This window comes from Thalassospiraceae bacterium LMO-JJ14 (assembly GCA_021555105.2).
Classification (GTDB): Bacteria; Pseudomonadota; Alphaproteobacteria; order Rhodospirillales; family Casp-alpha2; genus UBA4479.
In genome coordinates, this window is sequence record CP134604.1 from 2,132,675 (window position 1) to 2,153,300 (window position 20,626).

At 58.7% G+C, this 20,626-nt stretch carries 24 protein-coding genes and 1 tRNA gene; 23 read left to right on the forward strand and 2 right to left on the reverse strand.

The genetic code is table 11. The annotated features are described in order from the left end of the window. Positions 1-4 precede the first annotated feature (4 nt). Positions 5-922, reverse strand: coding sequence for a diguanylate cyclase (locus L2D14_10060; GenBank protein WNJ98219.1), 918 nt, complete (start codon positions 920-922; stop codon positions 5-7). A gap of 191 nt (positions 923-1,113) precedes the next feature. On the opposite strand from L2D14_10060, the gene L2D14_10065 reads away from it, so the two are divergent. From L2D14_10065 to L2D14_10090, 6 genes are all read left to right on the forward strand, one after another. Then, the gene (locus tag L2D14_10065) at positions 1,114-1,998 is read left to right on the forward strand and encodes a DMT family transporter (GenBank protein WNJ98220.1); all 885 of its coding nucleotides are present in this window, start codon (positions 1,114-1,116) and stop codon (positions 1,996-1,998) included. Between the two features lie 43 nt (positions 1,999-2,041). Further along, positions 2,042-2,284: a 2TM domain-containing protein gene (locus tag L2D14_10070; GenBank protein ID WNJ98221.1), complete on the forward strand. Its 243-nt coding sequence runs from the start codon at positions 2,042-2,044 to the stop codon at positions 2,282-2,284. 86 nt (positions 2,285-2,370) lie between these two features. Then, on the forward strand, positions 2,371-4,362 hold the full coding sequence (gene accC, locus L2D14_10075) for an acetyl-CoA carboxylase biotin carboxylase subunit (protein WNJ98222.1): 1,992 nt from the start codon (positions 2,371-2,373) through the stop codon (positions 4,360-4,362). Positions 4,363-4,366: 4 nt separating this feature from the next. Continuing rightward, positions 4,367-4,648: an acylphosphatase gene (locus L2D14_10080; GenBank protein WNJ98223.1), complete on the forward strand. Its 282-nt coding sequence runs from the start codon at positions 4,367-4,369 to the stop codon at positions 4,646-4,648. Between the two features lie 9 nt (positions 4,649-4,657). After that, positions 4,658-5,128 (forward strand): MaoC family dehydratase, encoded by a 471-nt coding sequence (locus L2D14_10085; protein ID WNJ98224.1) that lies wholly within the window; start codon positions 4,658-4,660, stop codon positions 5,126-5,128. Beyond that, positions 5,125-5,646: a DUF2478 domain-containing protein gene (locus tag L2D14_10090; GenBank protein WNJ98225.1), complete on the forward strand. Its 522-nt coding sequence runs from the start codon at positions 5,125-5,127 to the stop codon at positions 5,644-5,646. Before L2D14_10085 ends, L2D14_10090 begins: the two co-directional genes overlap by 4 nt. A gap of 4 nt (positions 5,647-5,650) precedes the next feature. On the opposite strand, the gene lipB is transcribed toward L2D14_10090, so the two are convergent. After that, complete coding sequence (lipB, locus tag L2D14_10095) at positions 5,651-6,289, reverse strand: lipoyl(octanoyl) transferase LipB (protein ID WNK01674.1); 639 nt, start codon at positions 6,287-6,289, stop codon at positions 5,651-5,653. 201 nt (positions 6,290-6,490) lie between these two features. Here lipB and L2D14_10100 point away from each other — a divergent pair. The 17 genes from L2D14_10100 to L2D14_10180 all read left to right on the forward strand — a co-directional run bounded on the left by L2D14_10100 (position 6,491) and on the right by L2D14_10180 (position 20,625). Continuing rightward, positions 6,491-6,577: transfer RNA gene (locus L2D14_10100), tRNA-Leu, on the forward strand. Between the two features lie 202 nt (positions 6,578-6,779). After that, the gene (mgtE, locus tag L2D14_10105) at positions 6,780-8,186 is read left to right on the forward strand and encodes a magnesium transporter (protein ID WNJ98226.1); all 1,407 of its coding nucleotides are present in this window, start codon (positions 6,780-6,782) and stop codon (positions 8,184-8,186) included. Positions 8,187-8,243: 57 nt separating this feature from the next. Continuing rightward, the gene (locus tag L2D14_10110; GenBank protein WNJ98227.1) at positions 8,244-8,633 is read left to right on the forward strand and encodes a MerR family DNA-binding transcriptional regulator; all 390 of its coding nucleotides are present in this window, start codon (positions 8,244-8,246) and stop codon (positions 8,631-8,633) included. Positions 8,634-8,659: 26 nt separating this feature from the next. After that, a complete protein-coding gene (locus tag L2D14_10115; GenBank protein ID WNJ98228.1) occupies positions 8,660-9,478 on the forward strand; it encodes an aspartate dehydrogenase in 819 nt (272 codons plus the stop codon). Between the two features lie 5 nt (positions 9,479-9,483). Then, on the forward strand, positions 9,484-9,939 hold the full coding sequence (locus tag L2D14_10120) for a PaaI family thioesterase (protein ID WNJ98229.1): 456 nt from the start codon (positions 9,484-9,486) through the stop codon (positions 9,937-9,939). Positions 9,940-9,954: 15 nt separating this feature from the next. Beyond that, complete coding sequence (locus L2D14_10125; protein WNJ98230.1) at positions 9,955-10,773, forward strand: hypothetical protein; 819 nt, start codon at positions 9,955-9,957, stop codon at positions 10,771-10,773. Positions 10,774-10,891: 118 nt separating this feature from the next. Continuing rightward, entirely contained in the window at positions 10,892-12,064 is a 1,173-nt protein-coding gene (locus tag L2D14_10130; GenBank protein ID WNJ98231.1) for an isovaleryl-CoA dehydrogenase, read from the forward strand. 1 nt (position 12,065) lies between these two features. After that, complete coding sequence (locus L2D14_10135) at positions 12,066-12,563, forward strand: hypothetical protein (protein ID WNJ98232.1); 498 nt, start codon at positions 12,066-12,068, stop codon at positions 12,561-12,563. A 66-nt stretch (positions 12,564-12,629) separates the two neighbouring features. Then, positions 12,630-13,841: an acetyl-CoA C-acyltransferase gene (locus L2D14_10140; GenBank protein ID WNJ98233.1), complete on the forward strand. Its 1,212-nt coding sequence runs from the start codon at positions 12,630-12,632 to the stop codon at positions 13,839-13,841. Beyond that, entirely contained in the window at positions 13,841-14,227 is a 387-nt protein-coding gene (locus tag L2D14_10145; protein ID WNJ98234.1) for a RidA family protein, read from the forward strand. The genes L2D14_10140 and L2D14_10145 overlap by 1 nt, the downstream gene beginning before the upstream one ends. Before the next feature lie 212 nt (positions 14,228-14,439). Beyond that, positions 14,440-15,123, forward strand: a complete 684-nt coding sequence (locus tag L2D14_10150) for an SDR family oxidoreductase (protein WNJ98235.1) — start codon at positions 14,440-14,442, stop codon at positions 15,121-15,123. Between the two features lie 136 nt (positions 15,124-15,259). Then, on the forward strand, positions 15,260-16,396 hold the full coding sequence (locus tag L2D14_10155) for an acyl-CoA dehydrogenase family protein (GenBank protein ID WNJ98236.1): 1,137 nt from the start codon (positions 15,260-15,262) through the stop codon (positions 16,394-16,396). Between the two features lie 224 nt (positions 16,397-16,620). Continuing rightward, positions 16,621-17,022 (forward strand): GxxExxY protein, encoded by a 402-nt coding sequence (locus L2D14_10160; GenBank protein ID WNJ98237.1) that lies wholly within the window; start codon positions 16,621-16,623, stop codon positions 17,020-17,022. A 62-nt stretch (positions 17,023-17,084) separates the two neighbouring features. Next, on the forward strand, positions 17,085-17,687 hold the full coding sequence (locus L2D14_10165; GenBank protein ID WNJ98238.1) for a 2-hydroxychromene-2-carboxylate isomerase: 603 nt from the start codon (positions 17,085-17,087) through the stop codon (positions 17,685-17,687). 19 nt (positions 17,688-17,706) lie between these two features. Continuing rightward, positions 17,707-18,120 carry a rhodanese-like domain-containing protein gene (locus L2D14_10170; protein ID WNJ98239.1) on the forward strand — a complete coding sequence of 138 codons (414 nt, stop codon included), beginning with the start codon at positions 17,707-17,709 and terminating at the stop codon, positions 18,118-18,120. Positions 18,121-18,164: 44 nt separating this feature from the next. Then, positions 18,165-19,772, forward strand: a complete 1,608-nt coding sequence (locus tag L2D14_10175) for a carboxyl transferase domain-containing protein (GenBank protein ID WNJ98240.1) — start codon at positions 18,165-18,167, stop codon at positions 19,770-19,772. 49 nt (positions 19,773-19,821) lie between these two features. Then, positions 19,822-20,625 (forward strand): enoyl-CoA hydratase/isomerase family protein, encoded by an 804-nt coding sequence (locus L2D14_10180; protein ID WNJ98241.1) that lies wholly within the window; start codon positions 19,822-19,824, stop codon positions 20,623-20,625. Position 20,626: the final 1 nt, after the last annotated feature.

The window sequence follows — 20,626 nt, forward strand, 5'->3', positions numbered from 1 at the left end:
TCTATCAGGCACGCTTGAGTTGAGCTTTATGCGGCTCATCGAAGACGGCGCGATTGCGGCCCTGTGCCTTGGCGGTATAGAGCGCACGGTCTGCGCGGTCGAGTACTTCCTCTATCTTGAAATCTTTCCCCGTAGCACAGGCAATGCCGATGCTGATGGTATATTTCACGTCGCCTTTTTCGGAATCAACAACGCTGTCTTCAATACTGGCGCGCAGACGCTCGGCGATGATCTTGGCCATATCTTCGTTGGCGCCGGGCAGGACCACGGCGAATTCCTCACCGCCGTAGCGCCCGACGATATCCGTTTTACGAAATATCTTTCGGCAATTGTCGGCAAGGTCACGCAGCACGTCATCGCCGATGGCATGCCCATAGGTGTCGTTGACCTTTTTGAAGTAATCGGCGTCGGCCATCATGACGCTGACAATATGACCTTCGCGCTTGGCGCGTTCTTCCTCGTGATGGGCGAGGGTAAAGAATTCGCGGCGATTAACGAGGCCCGTCAGTTCGTCGCGGGTCGCCATGTCGATCAGACGTTTTTCGAATGCCTTGCGCTCTGTGATATCCGTGTAAAGCGTGATCACCCCGCCGCCGGGGATCGGATTCGCACGCACACTAAGGATGCGGCCGCCATCCAGCTCGCGCTCGAAGAATTGAGGTTTACCTTCGCGCGACGCATCCAATTGCTGCATCAAAAGCGAACCGGGATCGAAAACGTCATCTTCCTCGAGCTCGTGTAGTGAATCGCCTACGCCGATCGGATGATTGTCAATGCCGAGGTATTCCGCCGCCTGTGTATTGAAAAGCACCAGCTTGTCATTGGCGTCAATGATGGTGATGCCTTCGGAAAGCCTGTCCAGGCTTTGGATGATCAACTCCCAATTCTCTGCCGCGACGTGATCTTCGTTAAGCCCTGCCATGCTTTTACCTTGTGAAATTTCTTGTTCCGGATTGGAACGGCTTCATTTTCTCTCTCGCCATTCCCATATTGGATTGGCATATGCGATTGCTCAGGATTGATTAGCACAAATTTACATAAAATGTAGTGCTAATCATTAAAATATGGACGATTGATATCATTACAGAGAATCAAGAAAGCACGTCACAGGCATTGCCGCACCGTGCAATTTTAATCGCGACACTGTGGGCCGCCTGTGCAACCTGCCTGTTTGCCTTCATGTGGGTGTTGCCGAAATTCGTCGGGCAGAGTGTGCCTGCGGTGCAGGTGGCATGTCTGCGCTATGCGGCAGGGGCGGTATGCATTGCGCCTTTCTTTGTGGCGGAAATCGTTCGCAATGTTCCGGCACAGCCAGTTGAACCGCAGAAAGGCCGCTTGTTTTTGCTGCATCTAGCACGTGCGGCATGCGGTGTGACCTCTTTGGCGTTCGGAACGTATGCGGTCACGCGTATCCCGCTCGCCAATGTTCAGGCAATTGCCATGACTAACGGCGTGTTCACGGTTCTGTTCGCGTTTATCTTCCTACGTGAACGAGCCGGTTGGCGGGAATTGCTCGCCGGGGCAATTGCGCTTTGCGGGGCATTGATCGTTGCCGGGCCGGGAACACAGGAAGCTGCCGGCTGGGCACTGGCAGGCGTATTGGCAGCATTCGCGCAGGCGATTACATGGGGAGGCGAGGTCGTGCTGTTGCGTGCCACTGCTGCCCGCGAAAGCGCCAGCCGTATCCTGTTCAAGGTAAATGCCATGGCGGCTTTGATGGTGTTTCTGGTTGGCGTGTGGTTCTGGGAGAGCCTGACGCTCGATGCCTTTTTGCTGATCGCGGCCATGGGGCCGATCGCCATCATCGGCCAGCTTTGTAACATCCGTGCGTTTCGCGTTGCCGATGCGACGACCTTGGTCCCCGTACGCTACAGCGGCATTATCTTCGCGGCTATTTTCGGGCTGCTGCTGTTTGATGAATGGCCGGCATCGAGCGCAATTGTCGGCGCCGCGATGATCGTCGGTGGCGCCATGTGGCTGGCGCTACGTAAGTCATGATTGCGACTGTTCCTAATCGAGATACATGGGCTAGTATCGACGGATGACACGTGAACAATCCGGTGAAGGCTCAGCCCGTGCACGCAAGCGGCTGCGCGGTTTTGCACTGCACCTTGTGGTTTATTTAGCCGCTATGATCGTGCTGGTGCCGTACAACCTTATGGCAACGCCGGATGACCCATGGTTTGTGCTGCCAATGGTCGGTTGGGGGAGTGTGCTGGCGCTACATGTTGCCTGGGTTATGGGGCTGCTGGACGATCTGCTGAAGAGCCTTTTTGGTGAGTAGTATTTCGCGGCTGCAAAAAAACCTCGAAACCCCGTCCGCTGCGTCGTAAAACAGTGACCGGGAACCGGGTAACCAAGAGTAACACCATGTTCAAAAAAATTCTGATCGCCAACCGGGGAGAGATTGCCTGCCGGGTCATCAAGTCGGCGCGTGCCATGGGCATTGCCACGGTTGCCGTCTATTCCGACGCCGATAAGGACGCGCTGCATGTGCAGATGGCCGACGAGGCCGTCAACATCGGCCCGGCGCCGACGGCGGAAAGCTATCTGGTCATCGACAATATCCTCGCCGCGATCGAGCAGACCGGCGCCGATGCCGTGCATCCGGGCTACGGCTTTTTGTCGGAGAACACCAAATTCGCCCAGGCACTGGAAAAAGCCGGCGTCGCCTTTATCGGTCCGGGCCCCAAGGCGATCACGGCGATGGGCGACAAGATTGAATCCAAGAAGCTCGCCAACGCTGCCAAGGTGTCGTGCGTGCCGGGCCACCCGGATGCCATCGCCGACGCCAAGGAAGCGGTCAAGGTCGCCAACGAGATCGGTTACCCGGTGATGCTGAAGGCATCGGCGGGTGGCGGCGGCAAGGGCATGCGTATCGCCTGGAACGCGGCGGAGGCCGAGGACGGGTTCATCCGCGCCACCAACGAAGCCAAGTCGTCGTTCGGCGACGACCGTGTGTTCGTCGAAAAGTTCATCGAAGACCCGCGCCACATCGAAATCCAGATCATCGCCGACAAACACGGCAATACGGTCTATTTGGGCGAGCGCGAATGCTCGATCCAGCGCCGCCACCAGAAGGTCATCGAAGAAGCACCGTCGCCGTTCCTCGACGAGAAAACCCGCAAAGCCATGGGCGAGCAGGCCGTGGCGCTGGCTGCCGCCGTCGATTACCATTCGGCGGGGACGGTCGAGTTTATCGTCGACAAGGACAAGAACTTCTTCTTCCTGGAAATGAACACACGCCTGCAGGTCGAACACCCGGTGACGGAATACATCACCGGTCTCGACCTCGTCGAACTGATGATCCGTGTCGCCGACGGTGAAAAGCTGCCGTTCACGCAAAAGGATGTAAAGCTCACCGGCTGGGCCATCGAAAGCCGGATTTACGCCGAAGACCCGTTCCGCAACTTCCTGCCGTCGATCGGGCGTCTGGTGAACTACCGCCCGCCGGTCGAGGAACCCGACGCCGTACGTGTCGACACGGGGGTCTACGAAGGCGGCGAGATTTCCATGTACTATGACCCGATGATCGCCAAGCTGATCACCTACGGGCCGGACCGTGAAGCGGCGACGGAACGTATGCAGCGCGCCTTGGACGAGTTCCTCATTGAAGGCGTGCAGCACAACATCCCGTTCCTGAACGCACTGATGACGCATCCGCGCTTTATCGAGGGACGGCTGACCACCAACCTGATCGCCGAGGAATATCCCGACGGCTTTAACCCGGCCGACACGGCGCCGAAGGACCCGAAGATCTTCGCCGCCGTCGCCGCCGTCATGCATGCGGCTTACCAGGCCCGTGCGGCACGGATTTCCGGACAGATCGCCGCTCATTCGCGCCGCGTGTCGTCCGACTGGATCGTTATTTTCGCCGAAGGGGAGCACCGCGCCCGTGTCGGCGATGCGTCGGACAGTACGGTCAGCCTGACCGTCGACGGCGAAGACATGACCGTCAAGACCGACTGGCAACTGGGCGAGCCGCTGTTCCGCGCCGACGTCAACGGTGAGATGGTTTGCTTCCAGGTCCAGCGTTCGACGGTTGCCTACATTATCTCGCAGGGGGGGATTCGTGCCGAAGCCTGGGTGCTGTCACCGCACGTCGCCGAGCTGAATGCGCTGATGCCGGTCAAGGAGCCGCCCGACACGTCGAAGCTTCTGCTGTCGCCGATGCCGGGGCTGCTGGTCTCCGTCGCCGTCGAGGTCGGACAAGAAGTGAAGTCCGGCGAAGAACTGTGTGTGGTCGAGGCGATGAAGATGGAAAACGTGCTCCGGGCCGAAAAGGACTGTATCGTCGCCGCGGTCAAGGCCGAGGCCGGCTCGAACCTCGCCGTCGACCAGATCATTCTCGAATTCGAGTAAGGCGTTGCCCGCGCGTGCCGTCCACGTCTATATCGAAGGACGCGTACAGGGCGTTTGGTATCGCGGCTGGACGGTACAGCAGGCGGAAAATCTCGGCCTTGCCGGATGGGTCCGGAACCGCCGGGACGGACGTGTCGAGGCGGTCTTTTGCGGCGATACGGATGCAATCGATACCATGATCACGCTTTGCCGATCCGGCCCGCCACTGGCGCGGGTCGATAACATCATCGTATCGCAAGCCAAGGCCGACGGTCTGGGCAGCTTCGATACCCGGCCGACGGTTTGAGGGGGATACATGGCTCAGGAAAAAGATCTGTATTTTGAGGACTTTACTGTCGGTCGTACGTTCGAAAGCACCGGCATGACACTGACGGAATCGCAGATCCTCGATTTCGCCTGGGCGTGGGATCCGCAGCCGTTTCATATCGACGTGCCGGCCGCCGAAGCCGGTCCATACGGTGGCCTGATTTCCAGCGGTTTTCATACCATGTGCATCGCTTTTCGCCTGATCCACGATACCGGTTATCTGGAAACCGCCTCCATGGGCTCGCCCGGCATAGACGAACTGCGCTGGTACAGGCCGGTACGTCCGGGTGACACGTTGCGCACCAAAGCCGAAGTTCTTGAAAGCAAACCCTCGTCGTCGAAGCCGGATCGCGGCACGGCGCGTGTCCGTTACGCCGCAATCAATCAGGATGGGGACGAGGTGATGTCCTTTATTACCATTCACATTTTGCGCAAATGTGCAGCAGACAGCGACGCATGAGCCGTATCGGTTACATCAGGTTCAAATCCAGACAGCCGGTCGACGATCTGCTTGCGGGGTGCGTTTCCGTTCTGCAGAAAAGACATGTCCGCATTGCCGGCGCCATACAGGCATCACCCGAGGAATGTATCGATTGCAGCGGGGCGCTGAACCTCAAGGATGTCGAGGATGGTACGATCTTCAATTTTTCACAGGATTTGGGAGCTGGATCAGAAGGGTGTGCGCTTGATCCGCAGGCCCTGGCCGGTATTTCGCAACGTATCACCGATGCCCTTGAGCGAACGCCGCAGCTTGCCGTCATCAACCGTTTCGGCAAGGCGGAAGCGGACGGTCACGGACTGCGCAGCGTCATCGAGCGCGCCATGTTGGCGGATATCCCGTTGCTGGTCGCCGTCCGCGAGGACTTCGAACAGGACTGGTCTGCGTTTCACGGTGGTATGGCCGAGCGTTTGCCGTTGGATGATGCTGCCGTGCTGGCCTGGTGTGAGGACGTGATTGCATCATCACCGTCGTCCTGAGGAGTTATTCTCCGAAAACGTCTTCGAAGCTCTGGCGCAACTGGTTATCGACATCGGGCAGCGTCGCCGTGACGCCGAGGTCCCATAGTGACGTCACGCCGTGTTCGTCGATGCCGCACGGGACAATCCCCGAAAAATGCTCAAGGTCCGGCTCGACGTTGATGGATATTCCATGAAACGTCACCCAGCGGCGGATGCGCACGCCGATGGCGGCGATCTTGTCTTCCCGCGCTGCCGGGTTCGAGGGGGCGCCTCGGCGGACCCAGATGCCGACACGTCCGTCCCGGCGTTCGCCGATGACATTGAAGCCCATCAGGGTGCGTATTACCCATTCCTCGAGGTCGAAAACGAATTTCCTGACATCGGCGCCGCGCTTTTTCAGGTCCAGCATCACATAAGCAACGCGCTGGCCCGGTCCATGATAGGTATAACGCCCGCCGCGCCCGGTTTGATAGACGGGGAACCGCCCGCCATCCAGAAGCTCGTCATCTTCGGCGCTGGTACCTGCGGTATAAAGTGGTGGGTGTTCGAGCAACCAGATGCATTCAGGCGCTGTTCCGGCACGGATATCGGCGACACGCTGTTCCATGAAGGCGAGCGCATCGGGGTAGGGCACAAGCGTATCGCTGATACGCCATTCGATGCCGTCAGGCGTTGCCGTGCCGTTTTCCACAAGGTTCGCTGTTTGATCCATGCGGTTTTTATGGGGGACACCGTGGCGGGCTGCAAGGGGTTAGCTGTGGAGCTTGCTAAAAATCGCGGATTTCCGCCTTTTTTGACGGTCAATAATGGTTCATCTGTTGGCTTGACCACCACGCATCGACCTGATACTTCAACGCGCAGTGCGGTCGTGGCGGAACTGGTAGACGCGCAGCGTTGAGGTCGCTGTCCGGTAACACGGGTGGAAGTTCGAGTCTTCTCGACCGCACCAACCTTTCAGTCGGTAGACGACAATCAGGGAGAACGCGAAGACGACGTATTCGGGTCATAGATGATTGCCGGCGCCAGGCTGTTTTACCTTTTTGCCAATTGCCGCACATCGATCGTAAATGACCCGCCGCAAGGCGGGTTTTGTTTATCTGTCCCGAGTGTTTATCGTACGCGTTAATCCCGGACGGGCAGGCAGGGCGCTCATGGCGGACGACGATAACAAGCTCGAAGAACAAATATCCGCGGACGCCGACGTCATCGACGAGCCGGTCGGCCCGGAAGTGCTTGTGTCCGAGGCGATGAACGCCGGGGATACCGAGCGTGTGCACGATCTTGTTGCCGAGCTTCATTATGCCGATTTCGCCGATTTGCTGGAACGGCTCAGCCGTGATGACCGCGCTCGGCTAATCGACCTTACCCGCGATATTTTCGATCCGGAAGTCCTCTCCGAGCTGGACGAGACAGTCCGCGAACACGTTCTTGAAGTCCTCGGCGTGCAACAGGCTGCCGATGCCATTACCGAGCTCGACAGCGACGATGCCCTGATGGTCTTCGAGGACATGGACGAGGAGCGGCAGAAAGAGCTTCTCGAACAAATTCCTGACGAGGAACGCACCTTCATCGAAGAAGGTTTGGGTTATCCGGAAGACAGCGCCGGACGACTGATGCAGCGCGAAGTGGTGACGGTGCCGAGCCACTGGAACGTCGGGCAGTGCATCGATTTCATTCGCCGTAAGGCGGATATGGGCGAAGACGAACTGCCGAGCATTTTCTATGACATCTTCGTCATCGATGCGCGTCACCACCCGGTTGGCGCTGTTTCTCTCAGCCAGCTTTTGCGCTCACGCCGCCAGGTGCCGGTTACCGAGGTGATGGAAGAGGAGATGCACGAAATTCCGGTCGCAACCGACCAGGAAGACGTCGCTTTCCTGTTTCGCCAGCGCGACCTTGTCTCGGCACCGGTTATCGATGACGACGGCAGGCTTGTCGGTGCCATCACCATCGATGACGTCGTCGACGTTATTCATGAAGAACACGAAGAAGACATCATGCGCATGGGCGGTGTTATCGAGGATGACCTTTATCATGCCTCTATCTCGACCGCGCGCGCGCGTTTCAGCTGGCTTGTCGTCAATTTGCTGACGGCGATTCTGGCGTCCATGGTCATCGGTTTGTTCGACGCGACGATTGAGGAAGTGGTGGCACTGGCGGTGCTGATGCCGATTGTCGCTTCCATGGGCGGCAATGCCGGTACGCAGACCCTGACCGTGACGGTGCGCGCGCTGGCGACCAAGGAACTAACTGCGGCCAATGCGTCGCGTGTGATTACCAAGGAAGTCATCGTCGGCTGTTTCAACGGCATTGCTTTTGCCGTGCTCGCCGGCCTGGTTGCCTGGATCTGGTTCGGCAGTTCAACGCTCGGCATGGTTATTGCCAGTGCGATGATTATCAATATGATCATCGCCGGGTTTGCCGGGACGACAATACCGATCATGCTGGAACGCTTCGGTGCCGATCCGGCGATTGCATCGAGTGTTTTCCTGACCACGGTGACGGATGTGGTCGGCTTCTTTGCCTTTCTCGGTCTGGCCGCCTTGGTCCTGTTATAAGGGCGATTTTGACCATCGCTTCTTTACGTAAACGTAAAGCTCGCCTAGCATCGCCGCATGACTGAAAAAACATACGGCATCGCGGAACTCGCGAAAGAATTTGCTGTGACAACCCGCACTGTCCGCTTTTACGAGGATAAGGGGCTGATCTCGCCGTCACGTGAGGGTCAGCGCCGGATTTACAGTCCGCGCGATCGGGTGCGCTTACGTCTGATCATGCGCGGTAAGCGGCTCGGACTGTCGCTCGACGAAATCGCTGAGCTGATGGATCTTTACGATTCCGATCCAAGTGAAGTTACCCAGCTCAAGCAATTCATCGATGTCATCCGCGAACGCAAAACGGTGCTGGAGGGGCAGAAGAAGGATATCGAGGACAGCCTGTCCGAGATGATTCGTCTTGAGCGTCAATGCATCCAGCTTCTGTCACAAAAACAGTCTTCGAAATAATTTTTACCGATCTTGAAGGGATACCCATGACATCCAAGTCTAACCTTAAAGTTGCCGTTGCCGGACTGGGCGCGGTGTGTCTGCCGGTCGCACGATGGCTCGCTAACGGGGTCGAGGGTTTCGACCTGGTTGCGGTCTCTGCCAACGACAAGGAAGGTGCGGCGAAGAAAATCGCCGATTTTAAATACAAGCCGCCGATTGTCGATCTGGATGAACTGGTGAGCATGGGTGACATCATTGTCGAAGGGTTGCCGCCGGCGCGGTATTTCGATCTTGCCGAACCGGTGATCGAGCAGGGTAAGACCCTGGTCGCAGTGACCGTTACCCAGCTTCTGGAACGCCCTGATCTGATTGAGCGGGCCAAGCAGACGGGTGCCAGGATTATCGTGCCGACCGGTGCGCTGATGGCGTTTGATGCGGTGCGCGCGGCATCCTACGGGACCATAAACTCGCTTGTAATGGCAACCCGCAAACCGCCCAAGGGACTGCTCAAGGCGCCGTTCGTGATCGAACAGGGAATTGATCTTTCTGACCTCAAGGAACCGCTCTGTCTTTACAGCGGTTCGGTTCGCGACGCGGCCCAGAAATTCCCGGCCAACGTCAATGTTGCCGTGGCGCTTAGTCTGGCAGGTTCGGGACCGGATGAAACATCATACGAAATCTGGGCCGACCCGGCGGTCGACCGAAATACGCATACGGTAAAGCTGGACAGTGATGCGACGCGTTTCGAATTTACCATCGCTGGTGTGCCGACGGATGAAAACCCGGCCACCGGCAAATTGACGCCGTTGTCCGTCATGGCGACATTGGAAGGCATGGTTTCGACATTGAAAATCGGGGCCTGAGGGCGGTGACCGACTTTACGGTCGCGGATCCGGATTTCGCGGAACGGGTGCGGCACAGTTTCGGGCGGCAGGGGCTCATGGCCCATCTTTGCGCGGTGATGACCAAGGTTGAGCCGGGGATCGTTGAAATTGAAATGCCGTTTACCGACGAACTGACGCAACAGCACGGGTTTTACCATGCGGGCGGTATCGCGGCTGTCGTCGATACGGCCGGCGGCTTTGCTGGGTCGACGCTATTTGCTGCCGATGATGGTGTGCTGACCGTTGAATTCAAACTCAACTTACTGTCACCCGCCGATGGTGATCTGCTGATGGCCCGCGGCGAAGTCATCAAGCCAGGGCGCACACTTACCATCACCAAGGGCGAGGTGTTCATTCGCAAGAACGGTGAAAAAAAGCTTTGCGCCTTGATGCAACAGACGCTGATGCGGATTGTCGGTCATTCCGGCATCGTTGGGTGAGATTGGCAGAAGTGAATGCAGATTTTTTCTTTAATCATGATCATTTTCGGCGTTTGTTTTCTGGCGCTGTCCGGGCTGTTGATCCATGAGCGCGTGACGGCTGAAAATCAGAACTCAGAAGCACCTGCAAAGGCATTACGGAATGCGCTGAGTAATGCGGTGTCGAGTGCGGTAACTGCTTATGACAGGGATGTTGTCTTCGGTTCAGTTGTGCCCGTGGTCCTGTTTATGGTGCTCCCGCTTGCAGCATTCCTGAACATGTTACAGGGCGGCTCCCCCTTTATGATTTTGTGCTACGCACTAATCGTTTTGTCCGTATTTGCAAATTTGTTGCTGACCGAGAAATCCGGCACGGGTTTTATAAGGGCCTTGTTGTCGGGGACTGCAGCGGCTGCCGTGATGATCGTGCTGCCATATTACGCGTGCTGGTCGCTGACCAGCCACATCCTTAAAAGCATCCCGTCGATGGCTGCCGTTGCGGGTATATTTATCGCCGTTATTTTATACGCGGCGAATGCCGGAGTGTGGTCCTTGTTGCACACAAGTGCCGAGCAAAGCTTTTATACTTCGGTGCACAGGCTCTTTGCATCTTTTCTTTTCGCGATACCAATAGGATATGTCCTCTATTGGCTCGGACTTCTTACAATCGACGTATCTGGTCTTGATGCGGAACGCTTCCGCGGGTGGGGGGCGCTTTTTGCATTCTCACTAACATTCAGCTGCATTTTTGCCCTGGTCCAGAAGTTGCTGGAAAGATCGTGTCGTTTGCTATCGGCATGGGGATTTGCCGGGCTTGGAATTCTCGCCATCGGGGGGGCTTTGGCCCTACACTGATGCCCCCGAAAGTGACGATGTTGTGGGGTGAATAAATTGACGTTAACGTAAACGTAAACTAGACTTCGTGCACTTCGTCCCCACCTGATGAGAATGTTTCTGAGAGCGGAATAAACAAATGATCCCTAATGAATATCCCACACTCGATTTCGGACTTGGTGATGATGCGGATATGCTGCGTCAGTCGATCGGCGGTTTTGCCGCCGCCGAAATCGCGCCGCGCGCCGCGGACATTGACCGTGACAACGACTTTCCCAAGGACCTGTGGCGCAAGATGGGGGATATGGGATTGCTCGGCATCACCGTCGAGGATGAATACGGCGGCGCCGGGATGGGATATCTGGAACACTGCGTGGCGATGGAGGAAATCAGCCGTGCGTCCGCTTCGGTTGGTCTCAGTTACGGTGCGCATTCTAATCTGTGCGTCAATCAGATCCGCCGTAACGGCAGCAAGGAACAGAAAGACCGCTACCTGCATAAACTCATCACCGGCGAGCATGTCGGTGCCCTGGCGATGAGCGAACCGGGTGCCGGATCGGACGTCGTCAGCATGCGGCTCCGCGCCGAGAAAAAGGGCGACCGCTACGTGCTCAACGGCAACAAGATGTGGATCACCAACGGCCCCGACGCTGACACCTACGTGATCTATGCCAAGACCGATATGAATGCGGGGCCCAAAGGCATCACGGCATTTCTGGTCGAGCGCGGCTTCGGCGGGTTCTCTCAGGCACAGAAACTCGACAAGCTCGGTATGCGCGGTTCGAACACCTGCGAGCTTGTGTTCGAAGATGTGGAAGTGCCGGAAGAAAATGTGCTCGGCGGCGAAGGCCGGGGCGTCAATGTGTTGATGAGCGGCCTCGACTACGAGCGCGCGGTTCTCGCCGCCGGGCCGATCGGCATCATGCAGGCTTGCATGGACGTGGTCGTGCCGTATCTGCACGAGCGCAAGCAGTTCGGTAAATCCATCGGCGAATTCCAGTTGATGCAGGGCAAGCTCGCTGACATGTACACCACCATGAATGCCTCGAAAGCCTATGTATATGCGGTGGCGCGGGCCTGCGATCGGGGCCAGACCTCGCGCAAGGATGCCGCAGGGGCGATCCTTTATGCCGCTGAAAAAGCGACATGGATGGCACTGGAAGCCATCCAGTGCTTGGGCGGCATGGGCTATATCAACGAGACGTCGACCGGGCGGTTGCTGCGCGATGCCAAGCTTTACGAGATCGGCGCCGGCACTTCGGAAATCCGCCGCTGGCTGATCGGCCGCGAGCTGTTCGAGGAAACCAGCTGACATGAGCGATCATCATGGCGGCGGTGGAGATTACGGCCCGACGTTCATTGATGTCTACGGGACGTCGAAGCGTCTCGGCATGGAGCCGCCGTCCCTGATTCCGGGGCAGAAGAAATCGCACGGCTTCGAAGGTCCGCATCCGGATGGGCCGTTCTGGCTGAGGGGGCTGAAAGGCAGGCTGCCCTTGTGGATCGCGTTCTGGGGCGGGTTCTTTTTCGGACATGGAATCGTGCTGGCGTTTTCCGTCGGCTCAATGATCATCGGCGTCGTCGCGGGTCTGACGCTGGACCCCGAGCGTGTCGATGAATCGATGACCGCGGCGCGGCTGATCATGTATTTTACCGGCACCCTGATGGCCGTGTTCGGTACCTGGTCGGTGATCACGGTATGGCGCTCGGCGAAACATGCCGAAGAAAGAAAATGGGGGATCGCGGCGAGATGCGTGGTCAGCCTGTATGTCATCTGCTGGGGCGTCACGATCTGGAATCTGGCGACCTGAAATCTGCATTAACCTGCATAAATCTGTTTGAATTCCGGATTATCGGAGAATCGAGGAGCAAAATTAATGACTTCAAGCGCAAATAACGCCGCAAAGGACCCGATCGTCATCGTCGGCGCCGCCCGCACTCCGATGGGCGGTTTTCAGGGCAGCCTGTCCGACATGAGTGCCCCCGAACTGGGTGGCGCCGCGATCCGCGCCGCCGTCGCGCGCGCCGGGGTGAAGCCGGAAGAAATCGAAGACGTTGTGATGGGACTTTGTCTGTTCGCCGGCCTCAAGCAGGCCCCCGCAAGACAGGCCGCGCACGCCGCCGGACTGCCGTGGTCGACCGGCTGCACGACGCTGTCGAAGATGTGCGGCTCGGCGATGAAGGCGACGATGCTGGCGCACGACAACATCATCGCCGGTGCGCACGACATCATGGTCGCGGGCGGTATGGAGAGTATGTCCAACGCACCTTACATCCTGCCGAAGGCGCGCAAGGGTTACCGGCTCGGTCATGGCGACCAGGTCAAGGACCACATGTTCCTGGACGGGCTCGAGGATGCCTATGACGAAGGCCGCCTGATGGGAACCTTCGCCGAGGACACCGCGACGCATTACCAGTTCACCCGCGAGCAGCAGGATGATTTTGCCATCGAAAGTCTGACCCGCGCCAAGAAGGCCATCGACGACGGCACCTTCGAAAGCGAGATCGAGGCGGTCACCGTCAAAACCCGTAAGGGCGATGTCGAGGTTACGACCGACGAGCAACCGCACAACGCCAACATCGACAAGATCCCGCAGCTCAAACCCGCCTTCAGGAAAGACGGTACGGTGACGCCCGCCAACTCGTCGTCGATTTCCGACGGCGCGGCGGCGCTGGTGCTGATGCGCCTCAGCGAAGCCGAGAAGAGGGGGCTGACGCCGCTGGCAAAAATTGCCGCGCACGCCACGCACGCGCAGGAACCGGCGTGGTTCACCACCGCGCCGATCGGTTCCATCGAGAAGGTGCTGGCCAAGGCCGGTTGGGAAAAGAACGACGTCGACCTGTTCGAAATCAACGAGGCGTTTGCCGTCGTCGCCATGGCGGCGATGCGCGATCTCGATCTGCCGCATGACATGGTCAACGTCCACGGCGGCGCCTGTGCGCTCGGCCATCCGGTCGGCGCATCGGGTGCGCGCATCATCGTCACGCTGATGAACGCGCTCAGGAAATACGACCTGAAGAAGGGGGTCGCGTCGCTGTGCATCGGCGGCGGCGAAGCGACCGCGGTCGCCATCGAAAGGCTCAACTGATGACACGGAAACTGATTTCGTCCGGTTCGGAATTCGAGCAAAAGATCGGCTATTCCCGCGCCGTCGTCGATGGCGAGTGGGTGTTCGTGTCCGGCACCACCGGGTTCGATTATGCCGCCGGGACGATCTCAGACGATCCGGCGGAGCAGACCCGCCAGACGATCCGCAACATCGAGGCCGCGTTGGCGCAAGCCGGGGCCTCGCTGGCCGATGTGGTACGCGCCAATTACATTATCGTCGATGCGAACGACTGGCCGAACATCTATCCGGCGCTTGGCGAAGCCTTCGGCGATATCCGTCCGGCAGCGACGGCGATCATTGCCGGACTGGTCGATCCGCGCATGAAGGTCGAGATCGAGGTGACGGCGAAGAAAAGTGACGAATAGAAAAAATCGTCATCCCGGGCTCGACGGCTCTCCAAATCTTCGATTTGGTCAGAGACGTCAGTGACCCGGGACCCATTTCAGAAGCAAGGCATTTCAGCGCCATGGGTCCCGGATCGTAACCCTCACTCCCGTAACCCTTCGGATTACGGGCTCGGCTAACGTCCGGGATGACGGGTAAGTTGAAGACGACGACTAAAAAAGGGGAGAGTTAAATGCCAACCGTTCTGATCACCGGTGCCAACCGCGGTCTCGGGCTTGAGTTTGCGAAACAGTATGCCGCCGACGGCTGGTCCGTCATTGCCACGTGCCGTAACCCGATCGGCGTCGGCGAGTTGGCTCAGATCGAAGGCGACATCGCGGTCTATGGGCTGGATGTGCTTTCCGATGCCTCCATCAACCGTTTCGTGCAGGACCTGGACGGGCGCGCCATCGATGTGCTGATCAACAATGCCGGGGTTTACGGGCCGAAGCCGGTCAAGGCCGCCGACGTTACCGTCGCCGACTGGACGCCGGTCATGCAGACCAACGCCATGGCGCCGCTGCTGGTGGCGCGCGCGTTGCTGCCCAATGTGCAGAAAGGCGAACGCAAGTTGATCGTCAATATCTCGTCGATCATGGCCTCCATCGAACAGGGTTCGGGGCCGAGTGAATACATCTATCGCTCGTCGAAGACGGCGCTCAATATGGTGATGGCGTGTTATGCCGAGGAAATCGCCGAGACCGGTGTTGCCGTGACGATGTTCCATCCGGGCTGGGTGCAGACCGACATGGGCGGGCCGAGCGCGACGCTGACGCCGACGGAAAGCATTTCGCATCTGCGCGCGTCCATCGAAAAGCTGAGCTTCGCCGATACCGGCAAGTTCTTTAACTACGACGGCACGCCGCTGCCGTGGTGAGGATTGCCCCCTCTCCCGGCGCTTCGCGCCACCCTCTCCCGAGGGAGAGGGGCGCCAGTAATTCCCTCTCCCTGGGGAGAGGGAGGGGCCCGCGTGCATCAGCACGTGGGAAGGAGAGGGGAATGAAAGTGAACAAATGCACCTGACCGAAGAACAGAGGATGATCATGGAGACGGCCCGCGACTTCGCGCGCGAGCGGCTGGCGCCGGGCGCGGGTGTGCGCGACCGCACCGCGGCGTTTCCGAAAGACGAGCTGGCCGAGATGGGCGCGCTCGGTTTCTTGGGGATGCTGACACCGGAAGCGTGGGGCGGATCGGAAACGGGGATGATCGCGCACGCGCTGGCGATGGAGGAAATCGCCTACGGTGACGGTGCGGTGTCGACGATCATGAGCGTGCACAACGGTGTCGGCCAGAAGCCGATTGCCGATTTCGGCTCCGACGCGCTCAAGGAAAAATATTTGCGCCCGCTGGCCCAGGGCAAGATGCTCGGCGCGTTCGCCTTGAGCGAACCCGAAGCCGGATCCGACGCCGCCGCGATCCGTACCCGCGCCGTCAGGGACGGCAATCATTTCGTGCTTAACGGCACCAAGCAGTTCATCACGTCCGGCAAGAACGGCGACCTGGCGGTGGTGTTCGCCGTCACCGATCCCGACGCCGGACGCAAGGGGATCTCGGCGTTCGTCGTGCCGACGGACACCGAGGGCTACACCGTCACCGGTATCGAAAAGAAAATGGGCCAGCGCTGTTCCGATACGGCGCAGATTACCTTCAACGACTGCCGCCTGACGCCGGATCATATGCTTGGCGAGGAAGGGCAGGGCTATCGTATCGCGCTGTCGAATCTGGAAGGCGGGCGCATCGGTATCGCCGCGCAGGCTGTCGGCATGGCGCGCGCCGCGCTCGACTGTGCCGTCGATTATGCGAAAGAGCGCCAGAGTTTCGGCAAACCGATCATGGAGCATCAGGCGGTCGGCCACCGGCTGGCCGATCTGGCAACCCAGGTAGAAGCCGCAAGGCTGATGTATCTGAACGCGGCACGTCTGCGCGAGGCCGGTGAGCCGTGTTTGAAGGAGGCGTCGATGGCCAAGCTGTTCGCGTCCGAAATGGCGGAGCGGGTCTGTTCCGGCGCCATGCAGACGCTGGGTGGGTACGGCTATGTCGAGGATTTCCCCATCGAACGCATCTGCCGCGATGTCCGCGTCTGTCAGATCTACGAAGGCACGTCCGATGTGCAGCGTATGGTCATCGCCCGCACGCTGGGGGAAGGGTGATGCAATGCCCCCTCTCCCGGCTCACTACGTTCGCCACCCTCTCCCAAGGGAGAGGGGTGATGAGACGAGAGTTCCCTCTCCCTTGGGAGAGGGGCAGGGAGAGGGGCTTAAATTTATAAGGAGCGCAAATGCCAAATCCCGTTGAGTTCTATTTCGATGCCTGATGATCTCAACGCGATGGACTTGGCATGGTAAAGGAAACGCAAAGGCCGCAAAGAGACGCAATGGACGCGAAGAAAAATGAAAGAGAAAATTTGGAAGGCATTGCGTCATCGGTTGTCGATGCGGCATTGAAAGTCCACTCCGCGTTGGGCCCCGGGTTATTAGAAGATGTGTATGAGAAATGCTTGGCAATGGAATTGCAGAAACGGGGATATAAAGTCGAGAGGCAGGTAGCAGTGCCGGTAGAATATGAGGGCGCTTTCTTTGAAACAGGATACCGGCTGGATTTGTTGATTGATGAGTCGTTTGTGGTCGAGGTAAAGGCCGTAGAAAAGATGATGCCCGTGTATCTTGCGCAGATTCTGACCTATCTGCGTCTGGGAAAGATGAAGCTTGGTTTGTTATTGAATTTTAATGTCCCGAAAATGCGGGATGGAATCAGAAGGGTCGTGAATGACCTGTAGCTTTGCGCGCTTGGCGCTTTCCTTCGCGTTCTTCGCGTTTCCTAATATTGACTGAGGTAAAAATGCCAAATCCCGTTGAGTTCTATTTCGATTTTTCGTCGCCGTATGCGTATTTCGCGGCGCAGCAGATCGACAAGCTGGTCGAAGGCTTTGGGCGCGAATGCGTGTGGCGCCCCTACATGATGGGCGTGGCGATGAAGAATACCGGCGCCGAGCCGTTGGTGAACTATCCGGTCAAAGGTGAGTACTGCAAGAACGACTGGGCGCGACTGGCGCGGTTTCAGGAACTGAATTGGTCCATGCCGGAAAAGTTCCCGTTCGCCGCCATCGCGCCATCGCGCGCATTTTACTGGATGAACGACAAGGACCCGGCCAAGGCGAAGGCATTCGCCTGGGATTGCCTGGAGACGTATTTCGGCAGAGGTGAGGATATTTCCTCGAAAGACGCCGTTGCCGCCATTGCGGCAAAGCAGGGTTTCACCGAAGATGAAGTACTAAAGGCACTCGACGACGAAAGCGTCAAAGAACGATTGAAGGACGAAACCCAGGCAGCCATCGACAAGGGCGTCTTCGGATCGCCGTTCTTTATCGTCGACGGTGAAGGTTTCTGGGGCGCGGACCGTTTGTGGATGGTCAAACGCTGGCTCAGGGCCGGTGGTTGGTAACAAAGGAAAAGAAAGACATATGACGAAGAAGTTTAAAAAAGGCATTCAGGATCTGGTCGCCGAAGCGGAAGCCGCCATCGAGACGATCTCGCTGGAAGACGCCATTGCCCGGCACGGGTCGGACGACCTGATGTTTGTCGATGTGCGCGATGTTCGCGAACTGGAACGCGACGGCATGATCCCGGGCGCGTATCACGTGCCACGCGGCATGGCCGAATTCTGGTTCGATCCGGGCAGCCCGTACTTCAAGGAAGCGCTGGGCGACGAGAACAAGACGTACGTGCTGTATTGCGCGGCGGCGTGGCGCTCGGCACTGACGGCGAAGACGCTGAAGGACATGGGCATGGAAAATGCCGTGCAGTTTGCCGAAGGGTTCAAGGCCTGGAAAGAGGCCGGCGGTCCGGTCGGCGTGAAAGAGAAAAAAGACGCCTGACACGTCGCGCAATCGACGCCAGGGGACATCGCGGGGAACATCGAATGAGCGTGATCCGATCCAATATCGATACCAGGGGCGATGCCTTCCGCAACAATGCGGACGCGCTCAACGGCCTTTTGGACGATCTGTCCGAAAAGCTGTCCCGCATCAAGCAGGGCGGCGGCAGGGAAGCGCAGGCGAAGCACGAAGCACGCGGTAAGCTGCCGGTGCGCGAACGTATCCGCAACCTGATCGATCCCGGTGCGCCGTTTCTGGAGTTTTCGCAGTTTGCCGGCTATCAGGTCTATGACGACGAAGTGCCGGCCGGCGGTATCATCACCGGCATCGGCCCGGTCGAGGGTGTGGAATGCGTCATCGTCGCCAACGATGCGACGGTCAAGGGCGGCACGTATTATCCGCTGACGGTAAAGAAGCACCTGCGTGCGCAGGAAATCGCCCGCGAGAACAATCTGCCGTGCATCTATCTGGTCGACAGCGGCGGCGCGTTCCTGCCGCGTCAGGACGAGGTGTTTCCCGACAAGGAACATTTCGGCCGCATCTTTTTCAATCAGGCCAACATGTCGGCGGCGGGCATTCCGCAAATCGCCGTGGTCATGGGATCGTGCACGGCGGGCGGTGCGTATGTGCCGGCCATGTGCGACGAAAGCATCATTGTCGAAGGGCAGGGAACGATCTTTCTGGGCGGCCCGCCGCTGGTCAAGGCGGCGACCGGCGAGGAAGTCTCGGCTGAGGATCTGGGCGGCGCACAGGTGCACTCGAAGATTTCCGGTGTCACCGATCACATGGCGCGCGACGACCTGCATGCCCTGCAACTGGCGCGCCAGGCGATACGTAACTTAAATCGAGTTAAAAAGCCGAATATCGATCTGCGCACGCCCACCGAACCGCTGTACGACCCGGCGGAAATGAACGGCATTGCCCCGGTGGATCTGAGAAAACCGTTCGATGTCCGTGAAATCATCGCCCGGATTGTCGACGGTTCCGAATTCGATGAATTCAAAAAACTTTACGGGGAAACCCTTGTCACCGGGTTTGCGCGCATTCACGGCTATCCGGTCGGTATCGTCGCCAACAACGGCATCCTGTTTTCGGAAAGCGCGCTGAAGGGGGCGCACTTTATCGAACTGTGTGCGCAGCGCGGCATTCCGCTGGTCTTCCTGCAGAACATCGCCGGCTTCATGGTCGGCAAGAAGTACGAGCAGGGCGGCATCGCCAAGGACGGCGCCAAGATGGTGACCGCGGTCGCCTGCGCCAATGTGCCGAAATTCACCGTCGTCATCGGCGGCAGCTTCGGCGCCGGGAATTATTCCATGTGCGGGCGCGCCTATTCACCGCGCTTTATGTGGCTGTGGCCGAATGCGCGGATTTCCGTGATGGGCGGCGAGCAGGCGGCGAACGTGCTGGCGACGGTCCGTGCCGACGGCATGAAAGCGCGCGGCAAGAAGTGGCCGCAAAAAGAGATCGACGCCTTCAAGGACCCGATCCTCAAACAGTACGAGCATCAGGGCCATCCGTATTACGCCAGCGCCCGGTTGTGGGATGACGGTATCATCGACCCGTCGGAAACGCGCATGGTGCTGGGGCTTGGGCTGTCGGCGGCCCTGAATGCGCCGATCGAGAAAACCACGTTCGGTGTGTTCCGGATGTAATCGATGTCGGCGAACCGGCACGCAACGCGAATAAAAAGGGATGAAAGACATGGCCAAAAATACGACAGCGCCCCTGATCACAGAAATCTCCGGGCGTGGCGTCGCCACGATTACGCTGCGCCGCCCGGACATTCACAACGCCTTCGATGACGAATTGATTGAACGCCTGCGCCGGGAACTACAGGGGCTGAACAACGATCCCGTGGTGCGTGTCGTCGTGCTCGCGGCCGAGGGGAAAAGCTTTTCCGCCGGCGCCGATCTGAACTGGATGAAGCGCATGGCTGAATACGAGCGCGCCGAGAACCTCGAAGACGCCAAGAACCTCGGCAAGCTGATGGCGACGCTTTACCGTATGCGCCAGCCGACGGTGGCCGTGGTGCAGGGGGCGGCATACGGCGGCGGTGTTGGGCTGGTCGCGGCGTGCAACATCGCCATTGCCTCGGACGCTGCGCATTTCTGCCTGTCGGAAGTGCGTCTCGGTCTGATCCCGGCGGTGATCGGTCCGTATGTCATCGAGGCCATGGGCGAGCGCCAGGCGATGCGATACATGCTGACGGCGGAAAAGTTTTCGGCCAAGGACGCGATGCGGCTCGGCCTCGTGCACGATGTCGTTCCCGCTGACGTTTTGCAGGACCGCCGTAACGAAATCGTCGAGGACCTATTGAAGGGCGGGCCGAAGGCGCTCACCGAGATCAAGAATCTGGTTTCCTACATCACCAATTCGGCGACGCAGGACGAAAAGGTCGTGCGCGATACCGCCGGGCATATCGCCCGTGTGCGCGCCACCGAGGAAGGGCAGGAGGGTGTCGCCGCCTTCCTTGAGAAGCGCAAGGCGAAGTGGGTGAAGGATTAAT

Excerpts from the sequence above, each read along its gene's own strand:
- L2D14_10060 (WNJ98219.1), bottom strand. The coding sequence starts at position 922 with ATGGCAGGGCTTAACGAAGATCACGTCGCGGCAGAGAATTGGGAGTTG.
- L2D14_10070 (WNJ98221.1), top strand. The coding sequence starts at position 2,042 with ATGACACGTGAACAATCCGGTGAAGGCTCAGCCCGTGCACGCAAGCGG.
- accC (WNJ98222.1), top strand. The coding sequence starts at position 2,371 with ATGTTCAAAAAAATTCTGATCGCCAACCGGGGAGAGATTGCCTGCCGG.
- L2D14_10085 (WNJ98224.1), top strand. The coding sequence starts at position 4,658 with ATGGCTCAGGAAAAAGATCTGTATTTTGAGGACTTTACTGTCGGTCGT.
- L2D14_10090 (WNJ98225.1), top strand. The coding sequence starts at position 5,125 with ATGAGCCGTATCGGTTACATCAGGTTCAAATCCAGACAGCCGGTCGAC.
- mgtE (WNJ98226.1), top strand. The coding sequence starts at position 6,780 with ATGGCGGACGACGATAACAAGCTCGAAGAACAAATATCCGCGGACGCC.
- L2D14_10110 (WNJ98227.1), top strand. The coding sequence starts at position 8,244 with ATGACTGAAAAAACATACGGCATCGCGGAACTCGCGAAAGAATTTGCT.
- L2D14_10115 (WNJ98228.1), top strand. The coding sequence starts at position 8,660 with ATGACATCCAAGTCTAACCTTAAAGTTGCCGTTGCCGGACTGGGCGCG.
- L2D14_10125 (WNJ98230.1), top strand. The coding sequence starts at position 9,955 with ATGCAGATTTTTTCTTTAATCATGATCATTTTCGGCGTTTGTTTTCTG.
- L2D14_10130 (WNJ98231.1), top strand. The coding sequence starts at position 10,892 with ATGATCCCTAATGAATATCCCACACTCGATTTCGGACTTGGTGATGAT.
- L2D14_10135 (WNJ98232.1), top strand. The coding sequence starts at position 12,066 with ATGAGCGATCATCATGGCGGCGGTGGAGATTACGGCCCGACGTTCATT.
- L2D14_10140 (WNJ98233.1), top strand. The coding sequence starts at position 12,630 with ATGACTTCAAGCGCAAATAACGCCGCAAAGGACCCGATCGTCATCGTC.
- L2D14_10145 (WNJ98234.1), top strand. The coding sequence starts at position 13,841 with ATGACACGGAAACTGATTTCGTCCGGTTCGGAATTCGAGCAAAAGATC.
- L2D14_10150 (WNJ98235.1), top strand. The coding sequence starts at position 14,440 with ATGCCAACCGTTCTGATCACCGGTGCCAACCGCGGTCTCGGGCTTGAG.
- L2D14_10155 (WNJ98236.1), top strand. The coding sequence starts at position 15,260 with ATGCACCTGACCGAAGAACAGAGGATGATCATGGAGACGGCCCGCGAC.
- L2D14_10160 (WNJ98237.1), top strand. The coding sequence starts at position 16,621 with ATGGACGCGAAGAAAAATGAAAGAGAAAATTTGGAAGGCATTGCGTCA.
- L2D14_10165 (WNJ98238.1), top strand. The coding sequence starts at position 17,085 with ATGCCAAATCCCGTTGAGTTCTATTTCGATTTTTCGTCGCCGTATGCG.
- L2D14_10170 (WNJ98239.1), top strand. The coding sequence starts at position 17,707 with ATGACGAAGAAGTTTAAAAAAGGCATTCAGGATCTGGTCGCCGAAGCG.
- L2D14_10175 (WNJ98240.1), top strand. The coding sequence starts at position 18,165 with ATGAGCGTGATCCGATCCAATATCGATACCAGGGGCGATGCCTTCCGC.
- L2D14_10180 (WNJ98241.1), top strand. The coding sequence starts at position 19,822 with ATGGCCAAAAATACGACAGCGCCCCTGATCACAGAAATCTCCGGGCGT.